Genomic DNA, 26,290 nt, shown 5'->3' with positions numbered 1-26,290 from the left:
TTTCCCCGCAAAGCGGGGACATGACGAGAATGGTCGATGTAGCGACGCAGCGGCGCAGACGGACTTTCTTCGGCCAGCCGTGGCCGCTCGCCACGCTCTTCGGGGTGGAGTTGTGGGAACGCTTCTCGTTCTACGGCATGCAGGGCATCCTGCTCATCTACCTCTACTACGCGGCCTCCGACGGCGGCCTCGGCATCGCCGAGTCGACGGCGACCAGCATCGTCGGCGCGTACGGCGGCACGGTGTACCTGTCGACGATCCTGGGCGCCTGGCTGGCCGACCGCGTCCTCGGCTCCGAACGGGTCCTGTTCCTCAGCGCGCTGCTGGTCATGGCGGGGCACATCGCGCTGGCACTGATCCCGGGCGTGGTGGGCGTCGGCGTCGGGCTGGTGCTCGTAGCGGTCGGCAGCGGCGGCGTGAAGGCCAACGCGACCGCGCTCGTCGGCACGCTGTACGCGCCGGAGGACGAACGCCGCGACGCCGGCTTCTCGCTGTTCTACCTCGGCGTCAACGTCGGCGCACTGGTCGGGCCGCTGCTCACCGGCCTGGCCCAGAAGTCGTGGGGCTTCCACGCGGGCTTCGGGCTGGCGGCCGTCGGCATGGCGGCCGGGCTGACGCAGTACGCGTTCGGCCGGCGGGCGCTGCCACCGTCGGCGCGCGAGGTGCCGAATCCACTGCCTCGTGAGAGGAGGCCGCTCGCGGTCGGCATCGGGATCGGGATCGCGGTGATCCTCGGCATCGCGGTGGCATCAAAAAAGATCCCCGCCGACCGGCTCTCCACGATCGTCGTCGTGGCCAGCGCCGTCGCGGCGATCGGCTACTTCGCGGTGATCCTGACGAGCGGGGCTCTGGATCGCGTCGAACGCCGTCGGGTGCTCGCGTTCATCCCGCTGTTCCTGGCGAGCGCGGCGTTCTGGTCGCTGTACCAGCAGCAGTTCACGGTGGTGACGATCTACTCGGACAAGCGGCTGGACCGGGAGCTGTTCGGCTGGGAGATGCCGGTGTCGTGGGTGCAGTCGATCAATCCGGTCTTCATCATCCTGCTCGCCGGCGTCTTCACCGCCCTGTGGACCCGGCTCGGTTCGCGCCAGCCGTCGACGCCCGCGAAGTTCGCCGCCGGAACGGTGATCATGGGTGTGGCGTTCCTGCTGTTCCTGCCGCTGGCGGGCGGCGGTCCGAACAGCGCGCCGCTGCTGGCGCTGATCGGGATCCTGTTCGTGTTCACGCTCGCGGAACTGCTGCTCTCCCCGGTCGGGCTGTCGCTGTCGACGAAGCTGGCGCCGAAGGCGTTCCACACGCAGATGGTGGCGCTGTTCTTCCTGTCGGTGGCGCTCGGCACCGCCGCGTCGGGAACGCTCGCCGGCTACTACTCCGAGGAGCACGAGGCGGTCTACTTCGGCGTGCTGGGTGCGGTGGCGATCGCGCTCGGCGTCCTGCTCGCTGCCCTGACACCCCTTATCAAACGGCTCATGGAGGGGGTTCGATAGGGGCATGGCCCCACTCGAGACCGGTACCCCGCACCTCACCGCCACCGTCGACGACGGCGTCGCCGTCCTGACCATGTGCCGCCCGGAGCGGCGCAACGCGTTCAGCATGGACATGCTCACCGCGCTCGGCAGCGCCCTCAACGAGGTCGACGACGACCCTGCCGTGCGCGTCGTCGTGCTGACCGGCGCCGGCGGGGCATTCTGCGCCGGCGGCGACGTGAAGGACTTCGCCACGCGCACCGACGAGGCGTGGTCGTCGTCGTTCGAGGAGCGGCTGCGCTTCCAGCGGGTCAAGCACCGCAGCACCACCCTGCGACTGTGGGAGCTGACCAAGCCGACCGTCGCCGTCCTCCCCGGACCCGCCGCCGGCGCGGGACTCTCCCTGGCCCTCGCCTGCGACCTGCGCTACGCGGCGGACACGGCCGTGCTCACCACGGCGTTCGCCAAGGTGGGCCTCGCCGGCGACTTCGGCGGCGGGTGGCTGATGTCGCGCCTGGTCGGCACCGCCGTCGCCCGCGAGCTCTACTACCTCTCCGAGGTCCTGGACGCCGCCGAGGCCCAGCGGCTCGGCCTGCTCAATGCCGTCTTCCCCGCGGCAGACCTGCAAAAGCACGCGATGGAACGGGTCAGGCGCATCGCCGACGGCCCGGCGACGGCCATCCGGTACATGAAGGAGAACCTCAACCGCGCCGAGGAGGTCGGCCTCGCCGACTATCTCGACCTGGAGGCCATCCACCACCAGCGCACGTTCGACACCGCCGACCATCGCGAGGCCGCGCGGGCCTTCGTGGAGAAGCGCGCCCCGAAATTCGGCGCCTAACGGCTGGAGAACGCAAAGGCGATCAGGAACCCGAGCACCGTCACGAGCCCGGTGTAGAGCCGGGCGTCGTCGAAGGCCTCCGGGATCATGGTGTCGGCGATCATCGCCAGCATCGCCCCCGCGGCGAACGCCATGATCCCGGCCAGCCCGGCCGCCCCCACACCGCCCGGCAGCGCGAACCCGACCACCGCCGCCGCCCCGCTGACCAGCGCGATGCCGCCCCACAGCCCGAAGACGTACCCCGGGGTGCGGCGCGCCCGCTTCATGCCCGCGGCGCTCGACAGCCCTTCCGGCACGTTGCTGATGAACACGGCCGCCACGGTGGCGATCGAGACGCCGGCCTCTCCGCCGGCGGCCGCCAGCAGGCTCGCGCCGATCACGACCGACTCGGGCACGCCGTCCAGCAGCGCACCGAGCGCGATGGCCGTTCCCGATCCGCCCGCGTCGTCCTCGGCCGGCTGCCCGGTCGAACGCTTGCGGTGCCGCGCGCCCCGCCGGGCGAGCAGCGCGTTGCAGGACGTGTAGACGAGCGCACCCGCGACGGCACCGAGCACCACGGGTGGCAGCCCGGCGCGTTCGTGCGCGTCGGCGACGAGTTCGAACGACACCGCCGAGATCAGCACGCCCGCCCCGAACGCCATGACCGCCGCCACGAGCCGGCGCGGCACGTTCACGAAGAATCCGACGAGCGCACCGATCAACAGCGACGACCCGGCGAGCAGTCCCCACCCACCCGCCTGCATCCATCCCGGCATGGCGTGACTATGCCCTAACCTGCGGGGGTGGTAACCATGGCGACGCTCGGTCTGCTGCCGCACCTGCGCCGGGCGCACGACCACATCGACCGGCACTACCGCGAGCCGCTCGACCTCGACGCCGTCGCGCGGGTGGCCGGCGTGTCCAAGTTCCACTTCGTGCGCACGTTCGAGGCGACCTACGGCGAGACGCCGATGCGCTACCTGACCCGCCGCCGCATCGAACGCGCCCAGGACCTGCTGCGCCACGCCAACCTCACGGTCACCGAGATCTGCATGCTGGTGGGCTTCGCCAGCCTCGGCGCCTTCTCCCGGCGGTTCACGCTGCTGGTGGGCGAGAGCCCGACGGCGTACCGGGACCGCTGGGCGGCGCGCGGCGGCCCGCACGTGCCCGGCTGCTGGCTGTTCATGCGCGGCGCACTCGACCCGGGCGGAACAGCAATTTCGGCGAAGCCCCCGGCCGACGACGGACGGTAACGTCCAGCCCATGATTACGAACATCTCCCTGGTCACCGTGTACGTCCTCGACCAGGACAAGGCGCTGGACTTCTACGTCAACACGCTCGGCTTCGAGACCGCCGTCGACATCACCATGGGTGAGGGCTTCCGCTGGGTCACGATCAGGCACCCCAGCCAGCCCGAACTGGAGGTCACGCTCATGGTGCCCGGCCCGCCGCTGGACGAGGAGGCGGCGGCGTTCGTGCGGCGGCAGTTGGAGAAGGGCGGCATGGGCGGGCTCGGCCTGGCGGTCGACGACTGCCGCAAGACGTTCGAGGAACTGAGCGCCAAGGGCGTGGTCTTCATCCAGGAGCCCGCCGACCGGCCGTACGGCGTCGAGGCGGTGCTGCGCGACAACAGCGGCAACTGGCTCGTCATCGTCGAGAAGCGCCCCTTCACATCCGCGGACTTCGCCTAGCGGGGACCGTCCACGGGGCAGCACGCATGGGAGACTCGTGGCAGCATTCCCGTCCGGAGGTGACCCGCCGATGACCGCCGCACTCGATGACGCCCACCTCGGTCCATGGACCGAGGCCGAGTACTTCGCGCTCGGCGAGACCCAAAACCGGTTCGAACTGATCGACGGGAGCCTGCTCTTGAGTCCCGCACCGACCAAACCGCATCAGGAGATTTCCTCCTTGCTGTGGATGGCGATGCGACCAGGCGCCCGCGCGGCCGGCCTTCGTACCTACGAGGCAATCAACGTCCGCCTCCAGACAGGGCGGATCGTCATCCCGGACATCGTCGTGGCCGACACCGACCCGCTCGGTCTCGTGGCGGAGGCGTCGGAGGTGCGGCTCGTCACCGAGGTCGTCTCGACCAACGGTGCCGACGACCGCCTCATCAAGGTGCAGCTCTACGCCAAGGCGGGGATTCCTTGGTATCTGCTGGCCGACCCCGTGCTACCGGACTACGACTCGATCACCCTGCGGCTGCTGCGGCTCGACGGCGAGCACTACGTCGAGCACGCGGCCGCCAAGAGCGGCGAAACGCTCGAGTTCGACGATCCGTTCCCGTGTCGGATCGTGGTCTCGGACCTGCTCGACTTCGACTGAGTCGCTGTCCGTTTCAGGTGGATAGTCGGGTATTTGTCCGAGGCTCATCCTCGGCCTCGGCGCGGAGATCCATCGCACGGCGCGGTCCGTCGGTCACAGTGGATCGGTGACGTCTGATGCGCGGCGGATTCTGGTTCTGGGCGGGGGCGGGTTCGTCGGGGGCGCGATCGTCGCCGAGGGGCTGAGACGGGGCTGGTCGGTCACGGTGTTCAACCGGGGGCTGCACGGCTCCGTCCCCGAGGGCGCGCTGCGGCTGCGCGGCGACCGGACCGCTCCCGGCGGGCTGCGGCCGCTGACCGGCCGGCCGGCCGGCAACGGTTCCGCCTACTGGGACCTGGTGGTCGACACCTGGGACGGCGCCCCGAAACACGTGCTGTCGGCGGTGCGGACGTTGCGGGACTCGGCCGCGCACTACGCCTACGTGTCGAGCCGTTCGGTGTACCGGGAACCGGTCGAGCACGGCGCCGACGAGAACGCGCCAGTCGTCGACGGCGCACCCGATGACGACGACGGGGACTACGCGCGGATGAAGTCCGGAGCGGAGTTGGCCGTGCTGCAGGCGTTCGGGGAGCGGGCGTTGATCGCTCGGGCGGGCCTCATCCTGGGGCCGGGCGAGGACATCGGCCGCCTGCCGTGGTGGCTGCTGCGCGCCGCGCGGGGCGGCGACATGCTCGCGCCGGGGCCGCCGGACCTGCCGTTGCAGTGCCTCGACGTGCGCGACCTCGCCGGCTGGATCCTGGAACGCGGCGCCGCCCGCCTGTCCGGGACGTTCAACGTGCACAGCCACCCGGGACACACCACGATGGGCGAACTCCTCGCGCACTGCGTCGCCGTCACCGACAACCGCGCGGCGCTGCGCTTCGTCGAGCCCGACGCCCTGCTGGCACACGGCGTCGAGCCGTGGAACGAGCTGCCGGTCTGGGTCCCGGAGGGGCACCCGTACCGCTGGCTGCACACCGGCGACGCGACCCGGGCGCACGCGGCGGGGCTGCGCTGCCGGCCGTTCGCCGAGACGGTGGCCGACACCTGGGCCTGGCTCTGCGACGCCGGCGAGGTGCCGACGCGCGCGGGCCGTCCGAGCCGCACCCGCGTCGGCCTCGACCCGGACAGGGAGGCCGCCCTGCTCACCGCTTGTGGCAGCGAACAGGGCGGCTCCGTCTAGCGAGGATCTGACGAGGTCAGGGAGCCCAGGGCGCCACGACCCCCCAACTGGTGTCCTCGGCGTACGAGACCGGCGAGTCGTACGCGTTCGACCCGCCGTTCGCGGCGATCCACACCTCGGCGGCGTAGTGCCGCACCTTCGTGCCGGCGATGTTGATCGACCGCAGTTCCACCCCGGACAGCCCGTCGAACGCGCAGAACGTGGCGTCGTCCCGGAACAGCTGCGAGTTGTCGTTCGGGTTGAGCCGCACCCGCGAGTTGGCGTGCCGCAGGTACTGGCCGGGGAAGTTCTTCGACTCGAACGAGTAGCAGCTGCTGTCGCTGAGCCCGCGCCGGACGACGAACGTGGCGTCCGCCTTGAGCAGGGCGTCGCTGCCGGCGTTCACCACGTCGGTGCGGGCCAGGGCGCTCTGGTGCCGCAGGTAACGGTCGGTGTAGCCGGGCGTGGTCACCTGGAACGACCGCGCCTGGTCGAGCGGCAGGTCGGTGCCGCTGCGCCACAGCGGGCTCTGCACCGCCCAGGTCGCATCGGCGTCGAAGGCTCCGCCGGTGGGCGCCTCGACGTACACCTGCTCGTTGCGGTGCCGCAGGAACGTGCCCGGCTGGTTGGCCGACTCGAACGTCGAACCGCCGCCGGCCCTGCCCTCCCGCACGCAGAACGTGGCGTCGCCGGCGAACTGCGCCGACCCGTCGTTCGCCGCCAGCACCACCTGCGCACCGGAGTGGCGCAGGAAGGAGCCCGCGGCGGTGCGCGCCTCGAACGAGTAGCAGTTCGAGTCCGAGAGCCCGGGCCGCAGCCAGAACGTGGTGTCCTTGCGGTCCTGGTCCGGCGAGGCGTTGCTGATCACGTCGGTGCGGGCGGCCCCGTCCCGGTGGCGCAGGTAGCGATCGGTGTAGCCGCTGGTGGTGACCTTGAGCGCGACCATCCCGCCGGTGCTCAGCCCGAGCCCGCGCGCCGTGTCGAACATCGCCTGGTGCATGGCGCGCACCCGGTTCGCGTCCATCTTGAGGATGCGGCGGTCGTAGGTGTAGAAGCCGTTGATCTCGTTCTCGAGGTCGTACGGCTCGGTGTAGACCGACGCCGACAGGCCCCGCCCGTGGATCAGGTCCTTGACCTGCGTGGTGATCTGCACGTACCGGTCGGTCAGCGACTTCTCGTCCGGGTACAGCGCGCCGTAGGCGAAGCCGGCCCCGGGCTGCCACTCGTGGCCCTCGATGCGCCGGCCGAGGCCGCCGTACTCGCCGAGGACCGCCACGCGGTTGGCGTCGGGCAGCCGGGTGTTGCCCGGTGCCTGGTACCAGTGGTCGTCGATGATGTCGCCGTTGCCCGGGTCGGGGTCGGAGTCGCAGCAGTTCGAGCCGCTGTTGTGGTTGACCAGGCGGGTCGGGTCGAGGTTCTTCACGAGGTCGGCGATGCGGCCCGCTTCGTATTCGCCCCAGCCCTCGTTGAACGGCACCCACTGCACGATCGAGGTGATGCCCTTGAGCTGGTTGATCATGCGGGTCAGCTCGGACTCGAAGTTGGTGCGCGCGTACTGCGGCGGGTCCCGGTCGTTGTTGTTCAGGGCCGGCATGTCCTGCCACACCATCAGCCCGAGCCGGTCCGCGTGGTAGAACCAGCGCGCCGGTTCGACCTTGATGTGCTTGCGGACCATGTTGAAGCCGAGTTCCTTCTGGCGCACCAGGTCGGAGGCGAGCGCCTCGTCGGTCGGCGCGGTGTAGATGCCGTCCGGCCAGTAGCCCTGGTCGAGGGTGCCGAGCTGGTAGACGAACTTGCCGTTCAGGGTGGGGCGCATGACCCCGCCGATCATGGCCTTGCCGACCGAGCGCTGCCCGAAGTAGCCGCCGACGGTGTCACCGCCGCCGGTGCCGATCAGGGAGACCCGCAGCTGGTACAGGAAGGGGTCCGCGGGCTCCCACAGGTGTTGGTTCGGGATCGGGATCCGCAGGTGCGAGCCGACCGCGCCGGTCGCGGTGCCGACCACAGTTCCCCCGGAAAGGACCTCCGCGCGGACCTGCTGGCCCGCCGGGGCCTTGGCCTGCACGACAAGATCCAAAGCACTTGAGGGAACATCCGGAGTGGTGTCGAGACGGGTGATGTGTGCGGAGTTGACCGGCTCGATCCAGACGGTCTGCCAGATGCCGGAAGCGGGCGTGTACCAGATGCCGTTCGGCTGCAGGCGCTGCTTGCCGATCGGGATCTTGGCGGCGTCGACCGGCGAGTTGACGCCCACGATCAGTTCGTTGTTGCCGGGGCGCAGCGCCGACGTGATGTCGAACGTGAAGGCGTCGAACCCGCCGGTGTGCCGGCCGATCTCGAGCCCGTTGACCCAGACGCGGGTCTCCCACGTGACGGCGCCGAAGTTGAGATTGATTCGGCGGCCCGTCCAGTTGGCCGGCAGCGCGAACGTGCGCTTGTACCACATGTTGTTCTCGTGGCGCTGGATCCCGGACAGCGCACTCTCGATCGGGTACGGCACGAGGACCGCTTCACCGAGCGTCCGGTTGAACGGCGGCGTGTTCAGGTTGGGCGCGGACGCGAACTCCCACACCCCGTTGAGGTTCTGCCACTCGCCGCGGGTCAGCTGCGGCCGCGGGTACTCCGGCAGGGCGTTGGTCGGCGAGACCTCGCTCGTCCACGGGGTGGTGAGCGGCGGGGTCTTCGGTGTCCAGGTGGGTGCGGCGGACACCGGATCGGAGGGTACGAGCACCCCGGCCGCGACGACCGCCGCGGCGAGGAGTGTTCGGAGGGGGTGTTTGGACATGTGTGCTCCCGTTGGTTGGCGGTTAAACAGGGGCGACGGATCTGAGTCGGGTCAGAGACGTCTGGGCGACCACGACGACGGCCAGGAACGCGCCGCTGACGACCTGCTGGTACGCCGTGGGCACGTCGCCGACCTGGTTGATGAGGTTCTGGATGACGCCGAGGAGCAGCACCCCGGCGATCGTTCCGGACAGGGCGCCGGCGCCGCCGGTGAGCAGCGTGCCGCCGATGACGACCGCCGCGATGGCGTCGAGTTCGGTGCCGATGCCGAGCACCGTGACGCCGGAGCCGAGCCGTGCCGCGTTCAGCGCACCGGCGAAGCCGGCGAGCAGCCCGGACAGCGCGTACACCCGGATCTGCGTGGCCGCCACCGGAACGCCCATCAGCCGCGCGGCGTCGGTGTTGCCGCCGACCGCGTAGACCGCCTGGCCGAAGCCGGTGCGGTTGAGCACGACCGAGCCGGCGACGAACAGGACGGCGGCGATCCAGACCGGCCACTTCACGCCGAGCAGGTCGCCGTTGCCCAGGGTCTTGAACGGCTGCGACTCGACCAGGTAGGTGGTCGAACCCTCGGTGCTGACGGCCCGCATGAGCCCACGCGCACCGAGCAGCGTCGCCAGCGTCACGATGAACGGCGCCATGTTGGTGCGGGCGACGAGCACGCCGTTCACCAGGCCGACGGCGGCCCCGACGAGCAGCGGCACCACGAGTGCGGCCACGAACCCGTACTGCGACGCCCACGCGGCCACCACGCCGCCGAGCACGAAGACCGAGCCGACGGAGAGATCGATGCCGCCGGTCAGGATCACGAACGTCATGCCGAGGGCGATGAGGCCGAGCGGTGCGGCGTTCACGAGAAGAGTGCCGGCGTTGTCGACGGTCCGGAAACCGGGGAACGCCAGCAGCCCGACGAGCGTCACCAACGCCAGCACGGCCAGTGCCCCGTGCTTCTGAACGCCCTCCACACTGAGCTTCACCGGGTCCCCCGTTCCCGTGCGGCATAGACGGCGGCCACGATGATCACGGCCTGCACCATCTCAGCGATAGAAGAACGTAGATCATGCTTGATCAGCGTGGCAACGACCAGCTGCATGAGCAAGGCCCCGGCGACGGTCCCCAGAACGCGCACCTTCCCGCCGGTGAGCGGCGTCCCGCCGACGACCACGGCCGTGATCGCCGACAGCTCGTACAGCTGCCCCACCTGCGACGCGTCGCTCGACTGGATGCGCGCCACGGCCAGCACGCCGGCGATCGACGCCAGCACGGCGCTGAGCACGTACACGCCGATCAGCACCCGGCGCACGGGCAGCCCGGCGAGCTGCGCGGCCGGCCGGTTCCCGCCGACCGCCACGAGCTGCCGCCCGAACACCGTCTTGCGCACCAGCAGCGCCACGAGCACGGTCAGCGCGCCCGCGAGCCACACCGAGTACGGCAGCCCGAGCAGTTCGCCGTTGCCGAACGCCACCAGGTCCGCGTTGCGGATCTCCTTGAGCTTGCCGTCGGAGATCACCAGCGCGATGCCCCGGCCGGCGACCAGCAGCGCGAGCGTGGCCACGATCGGCTGCAGCCCGACGCCGGCGATCAGCCCGCCGTTGACCAGCCCGACGACGACCCCGCCGAGGAGCGCCATCGCGACGGCCGGCACCGCCCCATACCCCAGATAGATGGGAACGACCGCCGCCGCCAGCGCCATCACGGCACCGACCGACAGGTCGACGCCCTCCGTGCCGATGACGACCGCCATGCCCAGCGCGACGATCACCACCGGTGCCACCTGAACCAGCTGGATGCGCAGGTTCTCCCAGGCGAGGAAGTTGTCGGTGATGACGGCGTTGACCAGAACCAGCGCGGCGAGCGCCACGTAGACGCCGTACGCCGGCAGCCACCGTCCCCAGTGGACGGTCAGCCTCTTCGGTTTCTCCACGGTGGCGGCCGTCATTTCTCCACCTCCTTTTCGGCTGCTGCCGCGATGGCGCCCAGGAGGCCGTCGGCCGTGACCGCGTCGCCGGTCAGCTCCGCCACGACGGTGCCGTCGCGCAGGACGACGACCCGGTCGGCACCCTCCACCAGTTCCTCGGCGTCGCTGCTGACGAGCACCACGCCGAGGCCCTGGCCGGCGAGTTCGTCCACGAGGGACTGCACCTCGGCCTTGGCGCCGACGTCGATCCCCCGCGTGGGCTCGTCGAGCAGCAGCACCTTCGGAGAGGTGGCCAACAGCCGTGCCAGCAACACCTTCTGCTGGTTGCCGCCGGACAGTTCGCCCACTGGCTGGTCGGGGCCGGCGGCCTTGATGCGCAGGCGTTCCATGAAGCGCGTGACGATCTCGTCGATCCGCTTCTCGCTGACGATCCCGGCGCGGGACATGCGCGGGAGGACGGCGAGCGCGATGTTCTCCCGCACGGACAGCCCGGGAACGATGCCCTCGGCCTTGCGGTCCTCCGGCAGCGCCGCGATCCCGGCCTTCACCGCCGCCCCGGTGGAACCGCGCACCGGCCTGCCGGCGACCTCCACGGTGCCCTCGTCCAGCGGCAGCGCCCCGGCGATCGCCCGAACGGTCTCCGTCCGGCCCGCCCCGAGCAGCCCGCCGAGTCCGACGACCTCCCCCGGGCGCACCGCCACGTCGACCCCGTGCAGCTTGTGCCGGCTACGCAGGCCGGTCGCCTTGAGCACCGGCGTGGAGTCGGCCACCTGGCTCTCCTCCGAGAACCCGGTCACGCCCTCGCTGCGCACTGTCTCCACGTCGCGGCCGATCATGAGAGCCACCAGCTTCAGCCGGGGCAGCTCCTGCATCGGTCCACTGTGGACACGACGGCCGTCGCGCAGCACCGTGACGTGGTCGCAGATGCGGTACAGCTCGTCCAGCCGGTGACTGACGTAGACGATGCCGATGCCCTTGCCGCGCAGGTCGTCGATGACCCCGAACAGGGTCTCGACCTCGCGCGGCTCCAGCGACGACGTGGGCTCGTCCATGATGACGACCCGCGCGTCGACCATGACGGCCCGCGCGAGCGCCACCATCTGCTGCGCGCCGAGCGCGAGCTGCCCGAGCGGCCGCCGGACGTCCCCGGTGATGCCGTAGCCGCGCAGGGTCTCCGCGGCGACGCGGTTCATCGTGACGGTGTCGATGAGCCCGCGCCGCCGCGGCTCCCTCCCCAAGAAGAGGTTCCGGGCCACGCTCATCAGCGGGACGAGGTTGACCTCCTGGTAGATGGTCGAGATGCCGGCCCGCTGCGCCTCCTGCGGCGTGGCGAAGCGGACCCGCTCACCGGCGAGGCGGAGTTCACCCGCGTCCGGCCGGTACACCCCGGTGAGCACCTTGATGAGCGTGGACTTGCCGGCGCCGTTCTCCCCGACGAGGGCGTGGACCTCGCCGGGGCGCACGGACAGCGAGACGGAGTCCAGGGCCCGTACGCCCGGGAACGTCTTGCTGACGTCGATCGCTTCGAGCACGACGGTCCCTAGTAGGCGACCGCCAGGCCGTCCTTCGCGGTGGCCTGGTCGTACTCGCGGTCGGAGATGATGATGTTCTCGTTGACGGTCTCGCCGGCGAAGAACTTCGTCGCCGTCTGGAACGCCAGCGGGCCGAAGCGCGGGTTGGACTCGACGACGCCGTAGATCCAGCCGTCGACGATGCCCTGCACGGCGCCGCGGGTGCCGTCGATCGACACGATCTTCACGTCGCCCGCCTTGCGGCCGGCGCCCTTGAGCGCGGTGACGGCGCCGAGGGCCATCTCGTCGTTCTCGGCGTAGACGCCGGAGATGCCGGGCTTCGACTGGAGCAGCTGCTCGGCGACCTTCTGGCCCTCCTCGCGGGAGAAGTTGCCGGTCTGCTCAAAGTCGATCTTGATGTTGGGCGCGATCTTCGCGATCTCGTCCTTGAACCCGGCCGTGCGCTGGGTGGTCACGTTGTTGCCGGGCGCCCCGAGCAGGATCGCGACCGTGCCCTTGTTGTCCAGCGCCTTGGCCATCGAGCGGGCGGCCCGCTTGCCCTGCTCGTAGAAGTCCGAGCCGATGAAGGTCAGGAAGTCGGTGCAGTGCTTCGCGTTGATCTTCCGGTCGATCGTGATGATCGGGATCTTCTTCGCGGCGGCCTTCTTGAAGACCGGGTCCCAGCCGTCGGAGTTCAGCGGCGCGACGACCAGCAACTGGACGCCCTGGTCGATCATCTGCTCGACGTCGGCGATCTGCTTGTTGAACTTCGAGTCCGCGTTCGTCACGGTCAGGTTGGTGATGCCCAGCTTGGCGGCCTCGTCCTGGATCGACTTCGTCTCGGCGGTCCGGAACGGGTTGGCCTCCTTCTCGGACTGGGAGAAGCCGACCTTGGCGGTCTTGAGGTCGATCTTCTGCCCGCCGTACTGCTGGAGGGTGCAGGTGCCGCCGCCAGGCCCGGCGGAAGCGGTCTGCTGGGCGGCCGCGGCGTTGTCGGTGCCGGTCCCGCCGGTCTCCTCGGCCTTGCCACAGGCCCCCACGAGCAGGGCGAACGCCCCGATCGTGGCTAACGCGGCGGCGGTCGAACGACGGCGTCCAATCATGACGGTCATTGAGTACTCCCTGTGCAAGGTTGGGTGGTGTGGTGCTACGGGAGGCACCCCGCATTCATCCATTTGCAAACGTCAACTGTCAAGACTTCGCACATTTACGAACCCGAAATCAACATCTGCAGGGGTCCAGAGAGGGTGGAGAGCGTTCTCTGGCCCGTTGGGCTTCCCTGGACGCGTTGGATGGTGTTGACTTCTGGTGGAGTGCGTTCAACGCTGTACGGCATGTGCCTCGTACGCGGACGGTGCGGACCACCTTTTCGGTGGACAATGACCTCCTACGGCCACCGCCGGCAGGCCTCCCCCGGTTCCGAAGGAAACCCCACATGCTCGCTCAGCAACGCCAGTCCGCGATCCTCGACCTGATCCGCCGCGAGGGGGGCGTCAAGGTCAGCCAGCTGGTGCACCGGTTCGGGGTCTCGGACATGACCATCCGGCGGGACCTGGAGGCGCTCGCCGACCGCGGTCTCGTCGACAAGGTGCACGGCGGCGCCACCATCGCCGGCCCCGGCTCCACCGAGGAACCCGGCTTCGACGCCAAGTCCGTCCGCCAGCAGGCGGAGAAGCGGGCCATCGCCGCGCACGCGGCCACCCTGGTCGAGCCCGGTACCGCCGTCGCGCTGTCGGCCGGCACCACGACCGCGCACCTGGCCTCGCTCCTCGCCGAGGTGCCGGGGCTGACCGTGGTCACCAACTCGATCCCGGTCGCCGACGTCCTCTACCGGGCCGGTCGCCCCGATCAGACGGTCATCCTCACCGGCGGCGTGCGGACCCCCTCCGACGCCCTCGCCGGGCCCGTCGCCGAGGCGGCCGTCAGCTCGCTCAACGTCGACATGCTCTTCCTCGGGGTGCACGGCATGAGCGCGCGCACCGGGTTCACCACCCCGAACCTCATGGAGGCCGGCACCAACCGGCTCCTCGTCAACGCGGCCCGCCGGCTCGTCGTGCTGGCCGACCACACGAAATGGGAGACGATCGGCATCGCCACCATCTGCCCGCTCCAGGACGCCGACATCCTCATCACCGACAAGGGGCTTCCGCCCGAAGCCCATGACCAACTGGACGAACGCGTCGGCGAACTCGTCGTGGTCGCCCCGCAGGAGGTCAGGTGAAGATCCACCGCACCGAAACGACCCTGGCCGACGGCCGCACGCTCATCTACTTCGACGAGAGCGCGCAGGACCGCGGCACGGCCGACAAGCGCGACCTCCCGCCCCGCGCGGGCGGTTCCGAGCTGCGCTTCGACCCGCTCCTCGACGAGTGGGTGGCCGTCGCCACGCACCGGCAGAACCGCACCCACCTGCCGCCGACGACGGAGTGCCCGCTGTGCCCGTCGACGTCGGCGTTCTCCACGGAGGTGCCCGCCGCCTCCTACGACGTGGTCGTCTTCGAGAACCGCTTCCCGTCGTTCTCCTCGGCGGCCGCGCCGGTGGACGGGGACTCGTACCCGCTCAGTCCCAAGCGTCCGGGCAAGGGGCGGTGCGAGGTCGTGTGCTTCACCGACGACCACGACAGCGCGTTCAACCGGCTGACCGAGCAGCGGGTGCGCACCGTCGTCGAGGCGTGGGCCGACCGCACCGCCGAACTGTCCGCCATGGACGACGTCGAGCAGGTGTTCTGCTTCGAGAACCGGGGCGAGGAGATCGGCGTCACCCTGCACCACCCGCACGGGCAGATCTACGGCTACCCGTACGTCACGGCGCGCACCCGCCGGATGCTCGCGTCCGCCCGCGCCACGCCGTCGTTGTTCGCCGGCGTCCTCGCTTCGGAGCGTTCGGGGCCCCGCGTGGTGGCGACCAACGAGCACTGGACCGCGTTCGTGCCGGCCTTCGCGCGCTGGCCGTACGAGGTGCACCTGTACCCGCACCGGCAGGTGCCCGACCTCCCCGCGCTCTCCGCCGACGAACGGGACGCGTTCGGGCCGGTGTACCTGGAGGTGCTGCGGCGGCTCGACGGGCTGTTCGGGCTGGCCATGCCGTACGTCTCCGGCTGGCACCAGGCACCCGTGCGGGCCGACCGCGACCTGGCGTACCTGCACCTGCAGCTGTTCAGCACGCGGCGGGCTCCCGGCAAGCTGAAGTACCCTGCCGGTTCGGAGTCGGCGATGTGGGCCTTCGTCAACGACGTCCGTCCGGAGGACGCGGCCCGTGCCCTCCGCGAGGTCACACTGTGAACGCTCACAAGGAGGACCGCTACGTGGGTGCGGCTCGATTGTTCGTCTCGCGGTTCGATCGGGAGCCTACCGGGGTGTGGAGCGCTCCGGGTCGGGTCAACCTGATCGGCGAGCACACCGACTACAACGGTGGATACGTCATGCCCTTCGCCATCTCGCGCCGGACCGCCGTGGCCGCCGCGAAGGGTGGCACCGGCTGGACGGTCTGGTCGGCCGCCACCGACGAGGAAGCGGCCTTCGGCGTCGGTGATCTTGCTCCGGGGCGGGTGCAGGGATGGGCCGCCTACGTCGCCGGGGTGCTGTTCGCCCTGCGGGAGGCGGGCTTCGAACCGCCGGCCGCCGAGTTGGTGATCGACTCGGACGTGCCGCTCGGCACCGGGCTGTCCTCGTCGGCCGCGCTGGAGTGCGCCGTCCTGTCGGCCATGGTCGACCTGGGCGGGCTCGACCTGCCGCGCGAACGGTGGCCGGCCCTCGCCCAGCGCGCCGAGAACGAGTACGTCGGCGTGCCGACCGGCATCATGGACCAGTCCGCGTCGACGCTGTGCCGGGCCGGGCACGCCCTCTTCCTGGACTGTCGGGACGGGGCGTCGGAGCACATCCCGTTCGATCCGGGCGGGTCGGGCCTGGCGGTGCTGGTGATCGACACCAAGGCCCCGCACCGCCACGTCTCGAACGAGTACGCGGCGCGGCGGCGTTCTTGCGAGGAAGCGGCGCGCGTCCTGGGCCTGCCGAGCCTGCGCGACCTGTCCGGCGCGGATCTGCCCGCGGCCCTCGACAAGCTTGACGGGACGACCGGTCGCCGCGTGCGCCACGTCGTCACCGAGAACGAACGCGTCCTCAACACCGTCGCCATGCTCCAGGCCGGGCGGATCGCCGGGATCGGCCCGCTGATGACGGCGTCCCACGCGTCGATGCGCGACGACTACGAGATCACGGTGCCGGAGGTCGACACGGCGGTCGAGGCGGCGCTGGCGGCCGGCGCCCACGGGGCCCGGATGACCGGCGGCGGCTTCGGCGGCTGCGTGCTCGCACTGGTGGACGCCGATGCGGTCGACTCGACGACGGCGGCGGTCGCGAAGGCCTATGCGGAGGCCGGCTTCACGCCGCCCGAGGCCTTCACGGCGACGCCCTCCGCCGGCGCCCGCCGCGTCGCCTAGCCCCCGCCCGCACGCCAGCGGCTCCGCACGCCCGGTCTCGCACGCCTGCACGCCCGACCCGTAGGCCCGTCTGGCACGGGCCGGCCCGGCCCCGGGGCCGCCCACGGGTGGCGGCGGCGAGCGAGTGGTACGTCAGCCACGTAACTCCGGCGGAATCAGGTGGCTGGTGTACCACTCGGTCCCTCGTCGCGATCTTCGGGCGGCCGGTGAGCGCTGAGGGCGCCCTCGGCGATCGCCAGGGCCGCCGTCCGGCCGGGGCAGGCGTGGGCGCCGGCACCGAACGGGAGGCCGGCGCTCGCCAGGTCCAGCGTCACGAGTGCGCCGGCCCGCACGCCGGGACGGTCGGTGGTCGCCTGGCGCCGTGTGCTCCTGGCGGGCGGGTCCTCCCGGAGGGCCGCCGCCACGTCGCCGCCACGGGCCGCCGCCGCGCGGATCAGGGCGGCCGTCGCGTTGTTGGCCTGCAGGAGCACGCCGATCATCGCCGCCACCGCCTCGTCATCGCCGGCCGTCGACGTGCCACCCGGCTCGGCCGGCCCGCCGCAGCCTGGAGGCCGGACGCCGTCCAGCACGGCCGCCGCACTGCCGCCCAGACGCCGGGCTCCGGCCGGCTCGGGCGATCCGTCGCCGCCCAGCAGGCGGGCGTTGTCGGGCTCGGGCGGGTGGGCGTCGGCGGCGGACAGGTGGGTGCGCAGGGCCGCCACCGCGGCGTCCACCTCGGGGCCTTCCGGGCCGCCCGGGAGGTAACCGGCCGCGGCCGTCGCCACCAGGCGCGCCGTTCCGGGTAGGCCCAGTGCCGCTGTCAGCACCTCGGCCGTGACCAGGTCGAGGGGCGTTCCGGTCCGGACCGCCGCGGTCGCCGACGCGCGCAGGTGCGTCGGGTCGAGGGCGTCCAGGAGGTCGGTGGCGTCGCGACGGCGGCGCGCGTGTTCCTCGCCGGCGCTGAAGCGTGCCACGCGGGCCCGCAGCCAGGCCATCGCTCCGGGGCCGGGCGGCGGTGGGGGCACGACCATCGTGGGGTCCTCGAGGACGGCGGCCACGTCGGAGTGCGTGGTGAAGGTGCGCATGCGCCGAACCGTAGGGGCGCGACGGTTCGGGCCGCGCCGAAGTGTCGCCGCCGGACAATGGTGCGCATGACGGATGCCGACGGGCTCGCCGCGCTGGCCGCGATCTTCGCGGATCCGACGCGCGCGGCGTTCTGCCTGGCGCTGATGGACGGCCGGGCGTGGACCGCCGGCGAGCTGGCCCGGCACGCGGGAGTCGCCGGCCCGACGGCCACCGGGCACCTGCACCGCATGGTCGACGCCGGTGTGCTCGTGGAGCACCGGCAGGGCCGCCACCGCTACGTGCGGCTCGCCGGCCCGCAGGTCGCCCAGCTCGTCGAGACCCTCCACGCGCACCGCCCGGCCGGGCCACCCGCCAGGACGCTGCGGGCCGTGACCGCGCGGGCCGCGCTCGAGGCGGCGCGCACCTGCTACGACCATCTCGCCGGGCGGCTCGGGGTCGCCGTCACCGACGCGCTGACCACCACGGGACTGCTCGACCAGGACAACGGGTTCGCGGTGACGCCGGCCGGGCTCAGGTGGTTCGACCGGGAAATGGGCGTGGAACTGGTCGGACGGCGCCCGGTGGCCCGGTCCTGCATCGACTGGACGGAACGCCGGGTCCACCTCGGCGGCGCCGCCGGGGCCGCACTCTGCGCCACCTTCCTCGAACGCCGCTGGGTGACCCGCGTCGGCACGGGACGGGCGCTGCGCGTCACCGACGACGGGAAGACCGCCCTGCGTAACCTCTTGGGGGTCGAGGGGTTGACAAACGCGGCCTGAGGTTCCTCGGCGGGCATGGATGGGAATACCTCCCTACGAAGGAGGTAGGTGCCATGTCAAGCACGCTGATCACCGTCCTCGTCATACTCGCCGTCCTGATCGTCGTGGCCGCCGTCGTCGGGCTCGCCCTGTCCCGACGCCGTGCGCTGCGCCAGCGCTTCGGACCCGAGTACGACCGGGTCGTGGCCGAACAGGACGACCGCCGCGCGGCCGAACGCGAACTGCGCGAGCGCGAGCGCCGGCACGCCGAGCTGGAACTACGCGAGCTCGACCCGGCCGATCGGGAGCGCTACTCCGCCGAGTGGGACGAGGTCCAGCTCCGCTTCGTCGACGCGCCCGAACAGGCCGTCGGTGCGGCCGACGAGCTCGTCACCCGGCTGATGGCCGACCGCGGCTACCCCACGAACGGCTACGACGAACAGCTCACCCACCTGTCCGTGGAGCATGCCCGGACGCTCGACCACTACCGCAAGGCGCACGAGATCCACCAGGCGAACGAGCGCGGCGAGGCCTCCACCGAGCAGCTGCGCCAGGCGCTGGTCCACTACCGCGCGCTCTTCGCCGACCTGCTCGGCACCCAGCAGACGAACCCCGCCTGAATCTCCCGAAAGAGGGCCCCCTCCGATGCGTCCTGACAGCCGCACCGACCACACCGACGACGACCGAGAATCCCCGCAGCCGGCGGCGTACCCCGTCTTCACCGGCGACCGCGACCCCGCTGACATTCCGCTGCAGCGCCACGGCGAGAACCCGTTCGGCACGCCGCCCGGCGGGTATGCCGCGCCGCCCGAACCCGTCGACGAGTTCGACCGCGGGCACGACAGCACCGACGACGAGCCCGACCGGACCGAGTACCCGGCCACCGAGCACACCGCCGACGAGCGGGCCGAACAGGCACCCGACGCCGGGGCGGACGACGGCGGCGAGCACACCCGGCACACGTTCGCCGACGCGGACGCGCGCACCGACCGCAGCGACCACGGCGGTGCCGACCCGGACGAGGTGGCGGTCGGCCGCGCCTCGGTGCCGGGCGACACACCCACGCTGGACCCGGACGAACGGGAGGCCGTCGCGTCGACGGCGCCCACCGCCGAGGACTACCACCGGGCCAACGCCGTCGCGACGGATCCGGTGGACCGCGACGACCCCGACGTCCGGCCGACCGTGCTGCACGGCACCGAGCGCGAGACCGGTTTCCACGACGGCGCCGAGGACGAGGGCGGGCGCGGCGACGCGCTGCCCGACCTCGACAGGAGCGTCGGACACAACGTGGCCGCGGCCGACGACGACCGGCCCACCGGCTACCACGACAACACCACCGGCCTCCACGACAACACCGCCGAGGACGACGGCCCGCAAACGGGCGCGCCGGCCGACCTCGACACCAGCGTCGGACATAGTGCGACGGCCACCGACACCGACCGGCCCACCGGCTACCACGACAGCGCCGCCGACGACGACCGGCCGTCCACTGTGGACAGCGACGCCGATTCCGGAGCGACCGGCCACCCCGACGACCACGACGACACCACGGCCACCCACCACGACGAGGAGGAGCCCGTCATCCTGCCGGCGCCGGTCGACGACAAGGCCCACGACACGGCCGACGACGACGGCCACGACGAGCCGACCGCCGACGAGCTGAAGCCGGGCGACGCGGAGGTCGCACCCGTGCCGACGTTCTGGGCCGCCACCGACACCGACGGCTACCGGGACCGCTGGCGGGAGGCGCAGCTGCGCTTCGTCGACGACCCGCAGGGCGCCGCCGACGAGATCCGCGGCCTTGTGGGCGAGGCCGCCGAGGCCGTCGCGAGGGCGCTCGCCGAGCAGCGCCGCGACCTCGACGCGTGGAGCGGCGAGGGCGACGGCCCGCGCGACACCGAACAGCTGCGCGTCGTGATCCAGCGCTACCGCACCTTCTTCGACCGCCTGCTCAAGCTCTGAGAACCGCCTGCTGGGCCTCTGAGAACGCCTCCCGCACCTCTGAACCCGACGGAAAACCACGACGGGCGGCCCTGCACCGATGAGGGCCGCCCGCTGCGCTGTTGACACGAACACGGTTCCGGCATAGGCAGTGAAGAAACCCCTACCCCCGGGGTAAAGGAGCTGCTGCCGATGGAAACCAACCTCGCCCGGCTGTCCGAATCCGCCCACGAACGACTCGGCGACTACCCCTCGGTCTGGTTCGAGGGCACCTGGTACCGCTCCGCCGACCTCCGCGCACGCGCCGCCCGCGTCGCCACCGGCCTGCGCGAGCGCGGTGTCCGCCCCGGCGACCGGGTAGTCGTGATCATGGCGAACTGCCCCGAGGTGGGCATCACCTACAACGCCGTCTGGCGGGCGGGTGCCGTCGTGACGCCGGTGATCTTCCTGGTTTCCGCCCCCGAGCTGCGTCACGCCGTCGAGAACTCCGGTGCCGTCCTCATCGTCACGACCGCCGAGGTGCTGCCCAAGGTCAAGGAGGCGACCGAGGGGCTGGACCTGCCGGTGTTCGTGGTCGGGGCCAACTATGCCGAACTCGAGGCGGCCGATCCGGGCGGCATCGTCGAGCGTGCGCCGGACGACCTGGCGGCGCTCATGTACACCGGTGGCACCACCGGGCGCAGCAAGGGTGTCGCGCTCAGCCACCGCAATCTCGCGCACGTGGGCGCCGCGTCCCGCAAGCGCAGCCACGTCGAGGGGCTCACCCGCGGTCTGCTCGCCCTGCCGCTGTCGCACTCCTACGGGCTGCTCATCACGGTGGGCGGGTTCTACGCCGAGGAACACGCGCCGTCGATCCTGATGCGCTGGTTCGAGCCGCAGCGGTGGCTGGAACTGGCGGTCGAGCACCGGGCGCAGGTGGCCGCGGTCGTGCCGTCGATGCTGGCGCTGCTGCTGCGCTTCCCGCTGGAGTCCTACGACCTGAGCGAACTGCGGCGGGTGTACTGCGGCGCGGCGCCGCTGTCGCCGATCGTGGCGCAGGAGTTCCTGCGGCGGGTGCCGTCGGTGGAGATCCGTGAGGGCTACGGCTGCACGGAGACGGCCGGTCTGATCAGTTCGCAGCCGGACGGGGCGCCGAGGCTCGGCACCGTGGGCAAGCCGGTCGACGGCGTCGAGCTGCGCATCATCGGCTTCGACGGCCGGGAGGTGGCGGCCGGCGAGGAGGGTGAGATCGTCGTGCGCGGGCCCAACGTCATGTCGCACTACTGGGGCGAGGAGTCCGCCGGCGACGCCGACGGCTGGCTGCACACCGGCGACGTGGGCCGACTCGACGACGAGGGTTTCCTGGTGATCGTCGACCGGATGAAGGATCTGATCATCCGCAACGGCTACAACGTGTTCCCGCGCGACGTCGAGGACGTGCTGATGACGCATCCGGCCGTCGCGATGGCCGCCGTGATCGGTCGGCCGGACCCGGTCGTGGGCGAGGAGGTGGTCGCCTTCGTCGCCCTGTCCACGCCGGATGCGGTGACTCCGGGGGAACTGACGGAGTACGCCAAGGAGCGGATCGCGGCGAACAAGTACCCGCGCGAGGTACACATCGTCGACGCGATCCCGCTCACTTCCGTCGGAAAGCTGGATCGCAAGCGCCTGCGCGCCGCCATCACGCGCTGACGGCCTCCCGGACCAGTTCGAACGAGCGGATCCGGTCCTTCACGTCGTACACGAGCGTGGTGAGCATCAGCTCGTCGGCGGCGGTCCGCGCGAGCAGTTCCTCGAGCTGCCGCTTGACCGTCTCCGGCGAGCCGAGCGCCTGCCCCTCGTAACGCTCCTCGACGAACTCCCGCTCCGCCGCCGTGTACGGGTAGGCCGCCGCCTCCTCGGGAGTGGCCAGCGGCTGCGGCCGCCCGGTGCGCAACCGCAGGAACGACAACCCGGCCGGCCCGGCGAGGAAGTGCGCGCGTTCGTCGGTGTCGGCGCAGACGCAGTTGACCGCCACCATCGCGTACGGCTTGTCGAGCCACTGCGACGGGCGGAAGCTCTGCCGGTACAGGGCCAGCGCCGGTTCGGTGTTGGCGGCGCTGAAGTGGTGTGCGAAGGAGAAGGGCAGCCCGAGCAGCCCCGCCAGCCGCGCGCTGAACCCGCTGGAGCCGAGTAGCCAGATGTCCGGCTTGTCGCCCAGCCCCGGCGTGGCGGTGATCGGCAGCCGGGAGTTCTCGCCGGTGAAGTAGGCGAAGAGGTCGTTGAGCTCCTCGGGGAAGTCCTCGGCGGACAGCCCCTCCATCGTGCGGCGCAGTGCCATCGCGGTGAGCTGGTCGGTGCCGGGTGCGCGGCCGATACCGAGGTCGATCCGGCCCGGGTGCAACGCCTCCAGCGTGCCGAACTGCTCGGCCACCACCAGCGGCGCGTGGTTGGGCAGCATCACCCCGCCGGAGCCGACGCGGATGGTGGAGGTGACGGCCGCGAGATGGGCGAGCAGCACCGGCGGCGCCGAACTGGCGATGGCCGGCATGTTGTGGTGCTCGGCCACCCAGAAGCGCCGGTATCCCAACGCCTCTACGCGTTTTGCCAGCTCAGCGGTGTGGCGGAGGGCTTCCCCGCTCGTGGCGCCGGCGGCCACCGGCGCGAGGTCCAGGACGGACAGCGGAACGTCGATCACGTCAGTAATGCAACCCGCCCCGACCCCGGATGATTCCGGGATCGGGGCGCCGGAGCGCGGGACCGGGTCAGAAGGCCCGGCGGCGGAAGTACGCGTTGGCCGCCGGCAGCGCCAGCAGCACGATCACGGTGATGTAGATGACGAGGCTCAGCACCGACACGCCGTACGACAGCGGCAGGTACCAGCTGGGGATGATGCGGTCGACGATGTCGGAACCGGCTTCGCCCCCCGCCGCGGCGATCTTGTCGAGCGACGAACTGGTGGCGGCGAGGCCGATGAACCCGCACAGCCCGAAGACGGTGCCGAGGCCGAGCAGGACCCAGGTGGTGATCCGGGCGCCGTTGGCACCACGCAGGATGAACAGCGCGAGGATGCCGAACGCCATCGCGAAGATGAAACCGAGGATGACGGTGAATACACCGCTGTTGCCGAGGCTGGTGCTGGCGCTGGAGACGGTGAGGCCCATCTCCGCGTACCAGTCCTTGAGATTGTCCTCGATCTGACTCTGCGCGGCGAGGGACGCCGCCGTGTTGATCACCAGGATGACCGTCAGCATCAGCATCAGACCGGCCGCCGCCGTGACGACCCCGGGCCGGCGGCGCGGCTCGCCGGGCACGCCGTAACCCTGCTGCGGATAGCCCTGCTGCGCCACGCCGTAGCCCTGCTGCGGATAGCCGCCCTGCTGCGGGTAACCCCCCTGCTGGTAACCCTGCTGCGGGTAGCCGCCCTGCTGACCGTAGTCGGGCTGACCGTACTGCGGATAGGCCGGCTGCTGCGGCGGGTAGGCCGGGCCGGGCTGCGGCGGATAGGAGGGCCCGCCCGAGTACGGGACGCCGGACTGCGGGTCGGGGTAGCCGGGTGGACCCGACTGGGGATAGTTCGGGTAGCCGCCCTGCGGTGGATAGGTCATGGTCTTTCAGCTCCGGTCTGGGTCAGTCGTCAGCGGCTCAGAGTACCGCCGGGTCCTTCTATACGCTGGTCCCGATTTCGTGGAGTTCTCGCGTTACGAGACGGGTAAAAACGGGGGAAATGCAGTGCAACCCAACCAGTACGACGCATGGCCGCCACAGCCCGACGGCCCACCGCCACCCATGGGGAACGAGCAGCAGCCGCCCCCGCTCGACTTCGGGCAGCCGCCGCCGCTGCCCGGCTACGCGCAGCAGCCCGCCGTATTTCCCGGGCCGGAAGGCATGGGCCCGGGAGGAATGTCCGGGCCGCCGATGTCCGGGCCACCCATGTCGGGGCCCCCGATGCACGGCGCCCCGGACGCGTTCGCGCCTCCGCCGCCGGTGCCGTCGTTCGTGCCGCCGGCGCCGCGGCGCGACCCGCTGAGCTCGCCGGGGGCGCTGATCGGCGGGCTCGCCGGGGTGCTGCTGCTGATCGTCGTGCTCGGGTTCGGGACGTATGCCGTTCTCGGGGGCGAGGGTGACGGTGGCGGCGAACGCACCGCCAATGCGGCAGCTACCCGGGGCGCCACCGGCACCGCCGGGCCGTCCGGCCGGGCCGCCGCGACGACTCCCGCGCCCGGCCGGACGACGGGTGCGCCCAGCCCGACGCAGGGGGCGTTCCGCGATCCGTCGACGCTCGACAGCGCCAACACCGACAAGACGCCGATGGAACTGACGCAGTTCTTTCCCGTGGCGTCGTTCAGCCTGGAGGGGCAGAGCTTCACCCGTTCCGGCGCCGGTTTCTACAGCGCCTGCGAGAACGTCGGCAACAACGCGGTCAAGACGCTCATGAAGAACAACGGCTGCGGCAACATGGCCGCCGGCATCTACCTCAACGCCGACAAGTCCGTGATGATCGGCGTGATGGTGATCCCGCTGCCGGCCGCCTCCAACGCGAAGGCCGTCTTCGACGCGATCTCGGCGAGCCAGGACCTGCGCACCGAGCTGAACATCTGGTGCCCCGCCGCCGGTGAGCCCGGCGCCAACCTGTGCGCGAAGCAGCTACCGGCCGGCACCTACCGCTACTTCGGCTACCTGGCCTACCACCGCTACGCGATCATCGCCTCCGGCGCCTACACCGACGGCCGGACCAAGGGCGACGACGCGTACGTCGGCACGGTCGACAAGCTCTGCATCAAGCACGTCGCCGACTCGATCCCGCGGGTGTACTAGCCCGCGACAGTGAAGTCGGCCCAGGGCTGCACCGGCTTCAGCAGCAGCGGGCGTTCCGACAGGCGGCCGTCGACCCTGGCGAGCAGCGCGAGCGGGTCGGCGCCCGCCGGCTCCAGGGCGTCGTACTCGTTGCGGGCCACGGCGACGCTGACCAGGCAGGGCCGCACGGGCAGGCCGGTGCCGGGCGCCTCGGCGGTCACCCGGCCGTTGAGCTGGATCACGTCGACCACCTCGGCCGCCGACGTCGAGAAGAGGTCGACCAGGGCACAGAGCGTGGTCTGCGCGATCAGTCGCCGGTACCGCTCGTTGATCTCGCGCGGCGGTACCGGTTGGCGGTGGAACGTGTCCCGCGCCGGCACGTACCGGTAGGAGCGGAACCGGGGCAGCAGCTCGGGCGGCGGAAGCTCACCCTCGACGTCGAGCTGGCACAGCTCCGGCCGGTAGCGCACCCGCCACAGCGGCGCGAACTGCGGCGGCCACGACCGGCGCGCCAGCACGAACCGGCTGTACTCCTCCACGGCGACGGGGTCGCCCTCCCGGTAACGGCGGGCGAGCGCGTCGACCTCGGCGTGCTGCGCCCTGGCCCGGGCGGTGTGCGCGGACTGCCGCCGCTGGTGCTCCCGCTTGGCCAGGGAGAGCCGACGGACCCGCTCGTACTCGGCCGCCTGATGCTCGGCCAGGGCCTGCTCGTACTCGGCCTCGGCGGTGCTGCGCGCGCGTTCCCGCGAGGCCTGCTGACCGGGCAACCAGCTCGGCAGGCCGCCCGCGGCGGGCAGGAAGTCCTCCCGGGACGGCGGCGCGATCGGCCGGTCCAACCCGTGCGCGTCGAACGGCTCCTCGACCACCGGTCGCTTCAACGCCCGGAAGCCGGCGTCGACCGGATGCGCGAGCGCGGTGGAGAAGAGCCGGTCGAGCGCGGTGTTGAGGGCCTCGGCCCCCTCGGTGGCGGTCTGCGCGGCGGCATGCTTGCGCTTGGTGTACTCGGCGTAGCTCTCCCGCCGCTTCTGCCGTTCGGCCCCGGGTGGCGCGGTCGCCGGCCGCGAACGCTCGAACGCCCGCAGCCGCTCCTCGCGTTCGACGATGGCGGTCTCGGTCTCGACCTGGCGTGCCGCCCGCTTGGCCGCGGTGCGCTGCCAGACCCGCAGCCGCTGCTCCTGTTGCGGGGTGCGCTGCGGCGGGACGACCCGCCCCTGCTGGGTGAGGCGCCGCTGCTGGACGGTGCGCCGCGCGTCCGCGGAACCCGAGCGCGGCTCCGGGGCGGGAACCCGACGGGCGGCCCGCTGCGACGAGACGGACCGGTTGACGCTGCTGCCCGGGGCCATCCGTCACCACCTCCGGCAAACCCATGTTGATGTGCACG

Annotated in this window: 24 protein-coding genes; 14 read left to right on the top strand and 10 right to left on the bottom strand. The window is 71.5% G+C overall.

Annotated elements, in window-relative coordinates:
• Nucleotides 1–20 precede the first annotated feature (20 nt).
• The gene (locus tag Val02_RS16595; protein WP_239153016.1) at nt 21–1,487 is read left to right on the top strand and encodes a peptide MFS transporter; all 1,467 of its coding nucleotides are present in this window, start codon (nt 21–23) and stop codon (nt 1,485–1,487) included.
• Nucleotides 1,488–1,491: 4 nt separating this feature from the next.
• Nucleotides 1,492–2,307: an enoyl-CoA hydratase gene (locus Val02_RS16590; protein ID WP_203899968.1), complete on the top strand. Its 816-nt coding sequence runs from the start codon at nt 1,492–1,494 to the stop codon at nt 2,305–2,307.
• Here Val02_RS16590 and Val02_RS16585 read toward each other — a convergent pair.
• A complete protein-coding gene (locus Val02_RS16585) occupies nt 2,304–3,062 on the bottom strand; it encodes a ZIP family metal transporter (RefSeq protein WP_203899967.1) in 759 nt (252 codons plus the stop codon). The genes Val02_RS16590 and Val02_RS16585 overlap by 4 nt on opposite strands.
• 36 nt (nt 3,063–3,098) lie before the next feature.
• Between Val02_RS16585 and Val02_RS16580 the strand changes: the two genes are divergently transcribed.
• The 4 genes from Val02_RS16580 (at nt 3,099) to Val02_RS16565 (ending at nt 5,777) form a co-directional block, all read left to right on the top strand.
• Nucleotides 3,099–3,539 (top strand): helix-turn-helix transcriptional regulator, encoded by a 441-nt coding sequence (locus Val02_RS16580; RefSeq protein ID WP_203899966.1) that lies wholly within the window; start codon nt 3,099–3,101, stop codon nt 3,537–3,539.
• Between the two features lie 10 nt (nt 3,540–3,549).
• Nucleotides 3,550–3,978 (top strand): VOC family protein, encoded by a 429-nt coding sequence (locus Val02_RS16575; RefSeq protein ID WP_203899965.1) that lies wholly within the window; start codon nt 3,550–3,552, stop codon nt 3,976–3,978.
• A 70-nt stretch (nt 3,979–4,048) separates the two neighbouring features.
• Complete coding sequence (locus tag Val02_RS16570) at nt 4,049–4,615, top strand: Uma2 family endonuclease (protein ID WP_203899964.1); 567 nt, start codon at nt 4,049–4,051, stop codon at nt 4,613–4,615.
• Nucleotides 4,616–4,721: 106 nt separating this feature from the next.
• On the top strand, nt 4,722–5,777 hold the full coding sequence (locus tag Val02_RS16565) for an NAD-dependent epimerase/dehydratase family protein (RefSeq protein ID WP_203899963.1): 1,056 nt from the start codon (nt 4,722–4,724) through the stop codon (nt 5,775–5,777).
• A gap of 16 nt (nt 5,778–5,793) precedes the next feature.
• Here Val02_RS16565 and Val02_RS16560 read toward each other — a convergent pair whose 3' ends face one another.
• The 5 genes from Val02_RS16560 to Val02_RS16540 are packed head-to-tail and all read right to left on the bottom strand — an operon-like array spanning nt 5,794 to nt 13,081.
• Nucleotides 5,794–8,541, bottom strand: coding sequence for an AbfB domain-containing protein (locus Val02_RS16560; protein WP_203899962.1), 2,748 nt, complete (start codon nt 8,539–8,541; stop codon nt 5,794–5,796).
• 22 nt (nt 8,542–8,563) lie between these two features.
• Nucleotides 8,564–9,517, bottom strand: a complete 954-nt coding sequence (locus Val02_RS16555) for an ABC transporter permease (protein WP_203899961.1) — start codon at nt 9,515–9,517, stop codon at nt 8,564–8,566.
• Nucleotides 9,514–10,479 carry an ABC transporter permease gene (locus tag Val02_RS16550; protein ID WP_203899960.1) on the bottom strand — a complete coding sequence of 322 codons (966 nt, stop codon included), beginning with the start codon at nt 10,477–10,479 and terminating at the stop codon, nt 9,514–9,516. The genes Val02_RS16555 and Val02_RS16550 overlap by 4 nt, the downstream gene beginning before the upstream one ends.
• Nucleotides 10,476–11,990, bottom strand: a complete 1,515-nt coding sequence (locus Val02_RS16545) for a sugar ABC transporter ATP-binding protein (protein WP_203899959.1) — start codon at nt 11,988–11,990, stop codon at nt 10,476–10,478. The genes Val02_RS16550 and Val02_RS16545 overlap by 4 nt, the downstream gene beginning before the upstream one ends.
• Nucleotides 11,991–11,998: 8 nt before the next feature.
• Nucleotides 11,999–13,081: an ABC transporter substrate-binding protein gene (locus tag Val02_RS16540; protein ID WP_239153014.1), complete on the bottom strand. Its 1,083-nt coding sequence runs from the start codon at nt 13,079–13,081 to the stop codon at nt 11,999–12,001.
• 323 nt (nt 13,082–13,404) lie between these two features.
• Between Val02_RS16540 and Val02_RS16535 the strand changes: the two genes are divergently transcribed.
• From Val02_RS16535 to galK, 3 genes are read left to right on the top strand one after another with little or no spacing between them, the layout of a single operon-like run.
• Complete coding sequence (locus tag Val02_RS16535) at nt 13,405–14,190, top strand: DeoR/GlpR family DNA-binding transcription regulator (RefSeq protein ID WP_203899958.1); 786 nt, start codon at nt 13,405–13,407, stop codon at nt 14,188–14,190.
• 2 nt (nt 14,191–14,192) lie between these two features.
• Nucleotides 14,193–15,251, top strand: coding sequence for a galactose-1-phosphate uridylyltransferase (gene galT, locus Val02_RS16530; RefSeq protein ID WP_203900090.1), 1,059 nt, complete (start codon nt 14,193–14,195; stop codon nt 15,249–15,251).
• A complete protein-coding gene (galK, locus tag Val02_RS16525; protein ID WP_373317902.1) occupies nt 15,248–16,408 on the top strand; it encodes a galactokinase in 1,161 nt (386 codons plus the stop codon). Before galT ends, galK begins: the two co-directional genes overlap by 4 nt.
• 155 nt (nt 16,409–16,563) lie before the next feature.
• On the opposite strand, the gene Val02_RS16520 is transcribed toward galK, so the two are convergent.
• Entirely contained in the window at nt 16,564–17,472 is a 909-nt protein-coding gene (locus Val02_RS16520) for a cytochrome P450 family protein (protein WP_203899957.1), read from the bottom strand.
• 57 nt (nt 17,473–17,529) lie between these two features.
• On the opposite strand from Val02_RS16520, the gene Val02_RS16515 reads away from it, so the two are divergent.
• The 4 genes from Val02_RS16515 to Val02_RS16500 all read left to right on the top strand — a co-directional run bounded on the left by Val02_RS16515 (nt 17,530) and on the right by Val02_RS16500 (nt 21,825).
• Nucleotides 17,530–18,231: an ArsR/SmtB family transcription factor gene (locus tag Val02_RS16515; protein ID WP_373317901.1), complete on the top strand. Its 702-nt coding sequence runs from the start codon at nt 17,530–17,532 to the stop codon at nt 18,229–18,231.
• 53 nt (nt 18,232–18,284) lie between these two features.
• A complete protein-coding gene (locus Val02_RS16510) occupies nt 18,285–18,830 on the top strand; it encodes a hypothetical protein (protein WP_203899955.1) in 546 nt (181 codons plus the stop codon).
• Nucleotides 18,831–18,855: 25 nt separating this feature from the next.
• Nucleotides 18,856–20,175 (top strand): hypothetical protein, encoded by a 1,320-nt coding sequence (locus Val02_RS16505; protein WP_203899954.1) that lies wholly within the window; start codon nt 18,856–18,858, stop codon nt 20,173–20,175.
• Between the two features lie 171 nt (nt 20,176–20,346).
• Nucleotides 20,347–21,825 carry a class I adenylate-forming enzyme family protein gene (locus Val02_RS16500; protein ID WP_203899953.1) on the top strand — a complete coding sequence of 493 codons (1,479 nt, stop codon included), beginning with the start codon at nt 20,347–20,349 and terminating at the stop codon, nt 21,823–21,825.
• Here Val02_RS16500 and Val02_RS16495 read toward each other — a convergent pair.
• Entirely contained in the window at nt 21,815–22,810 is a 996-nt protein-coding gene (locus tag Val02_RS16495) for an LLM class flavin-dependent oxidoreductase (protein WP_203899952.1), read from the bottom strand. The two genes, Val02_RS16500 and Val02_RS16495, sit on opposite strands and share 11 nt — an antisense overlap.
• A gap of 67 nt (nt 22,811–22,877) precedes the next feature.
• Nucleotides 22,878–23,720, bottom strand: coding sequence for a hypothetical protein (locus Val02_RS16490; protein WP_203899951.1), 843 nt, complete (start codon nt 23,718–23,720; stop codon nt 22,878–22,880).
• A 124-nt stretch (nt 23,721–23,844) separates the two neighbouring features.
• On the opposite strand from Val02_RS16490, the gene Val02_RS16485 reads away from it, so the two are divergent.
• A complete protein-coding gene (locus Val02_RS16485) occupies nt 23,845–24,930 on the top strand; it encodes a hypothetical protein (protein ID WP_203899950.1) in 1,086 nt (361 codons plus the stop codon).
• On the opposite strand, the gene Val02_RS16480 is transcribed toward Val02_RS16485, so the two are convergent.
• Nucleotides 24,927–26,252: a hypothetical protein gene (locus Val02_RS16480; protein ID WP_203899949.1), complete on the bottom strand. Its 1,326-nt coding sequence runs from the start codon at nt 26,250–26,252 to the stop codon at nt 24,927–24,929. The genes Val02_RS16485 and Val02_RS16480 overlap by 4 nt on opposite strands.
• Nucleotides 26,253–26,290 lie beyond the last annotated feature (38 nt).

Origin of the sequence: Virgisporangium aliadipatigenens, assembly GCF_016863615.1 — a bacterium.
Taxonomy (GTDB): Bacteria; Actinomycetota; Actinomycetes; order Mycobacteriales; family Micromonosporaceae; genus Virgisporangium; species Virgisporangium aliadipatigenens.
This window is presented reverse-complemented; position numbering and strand designations above follow the sequence as displayed.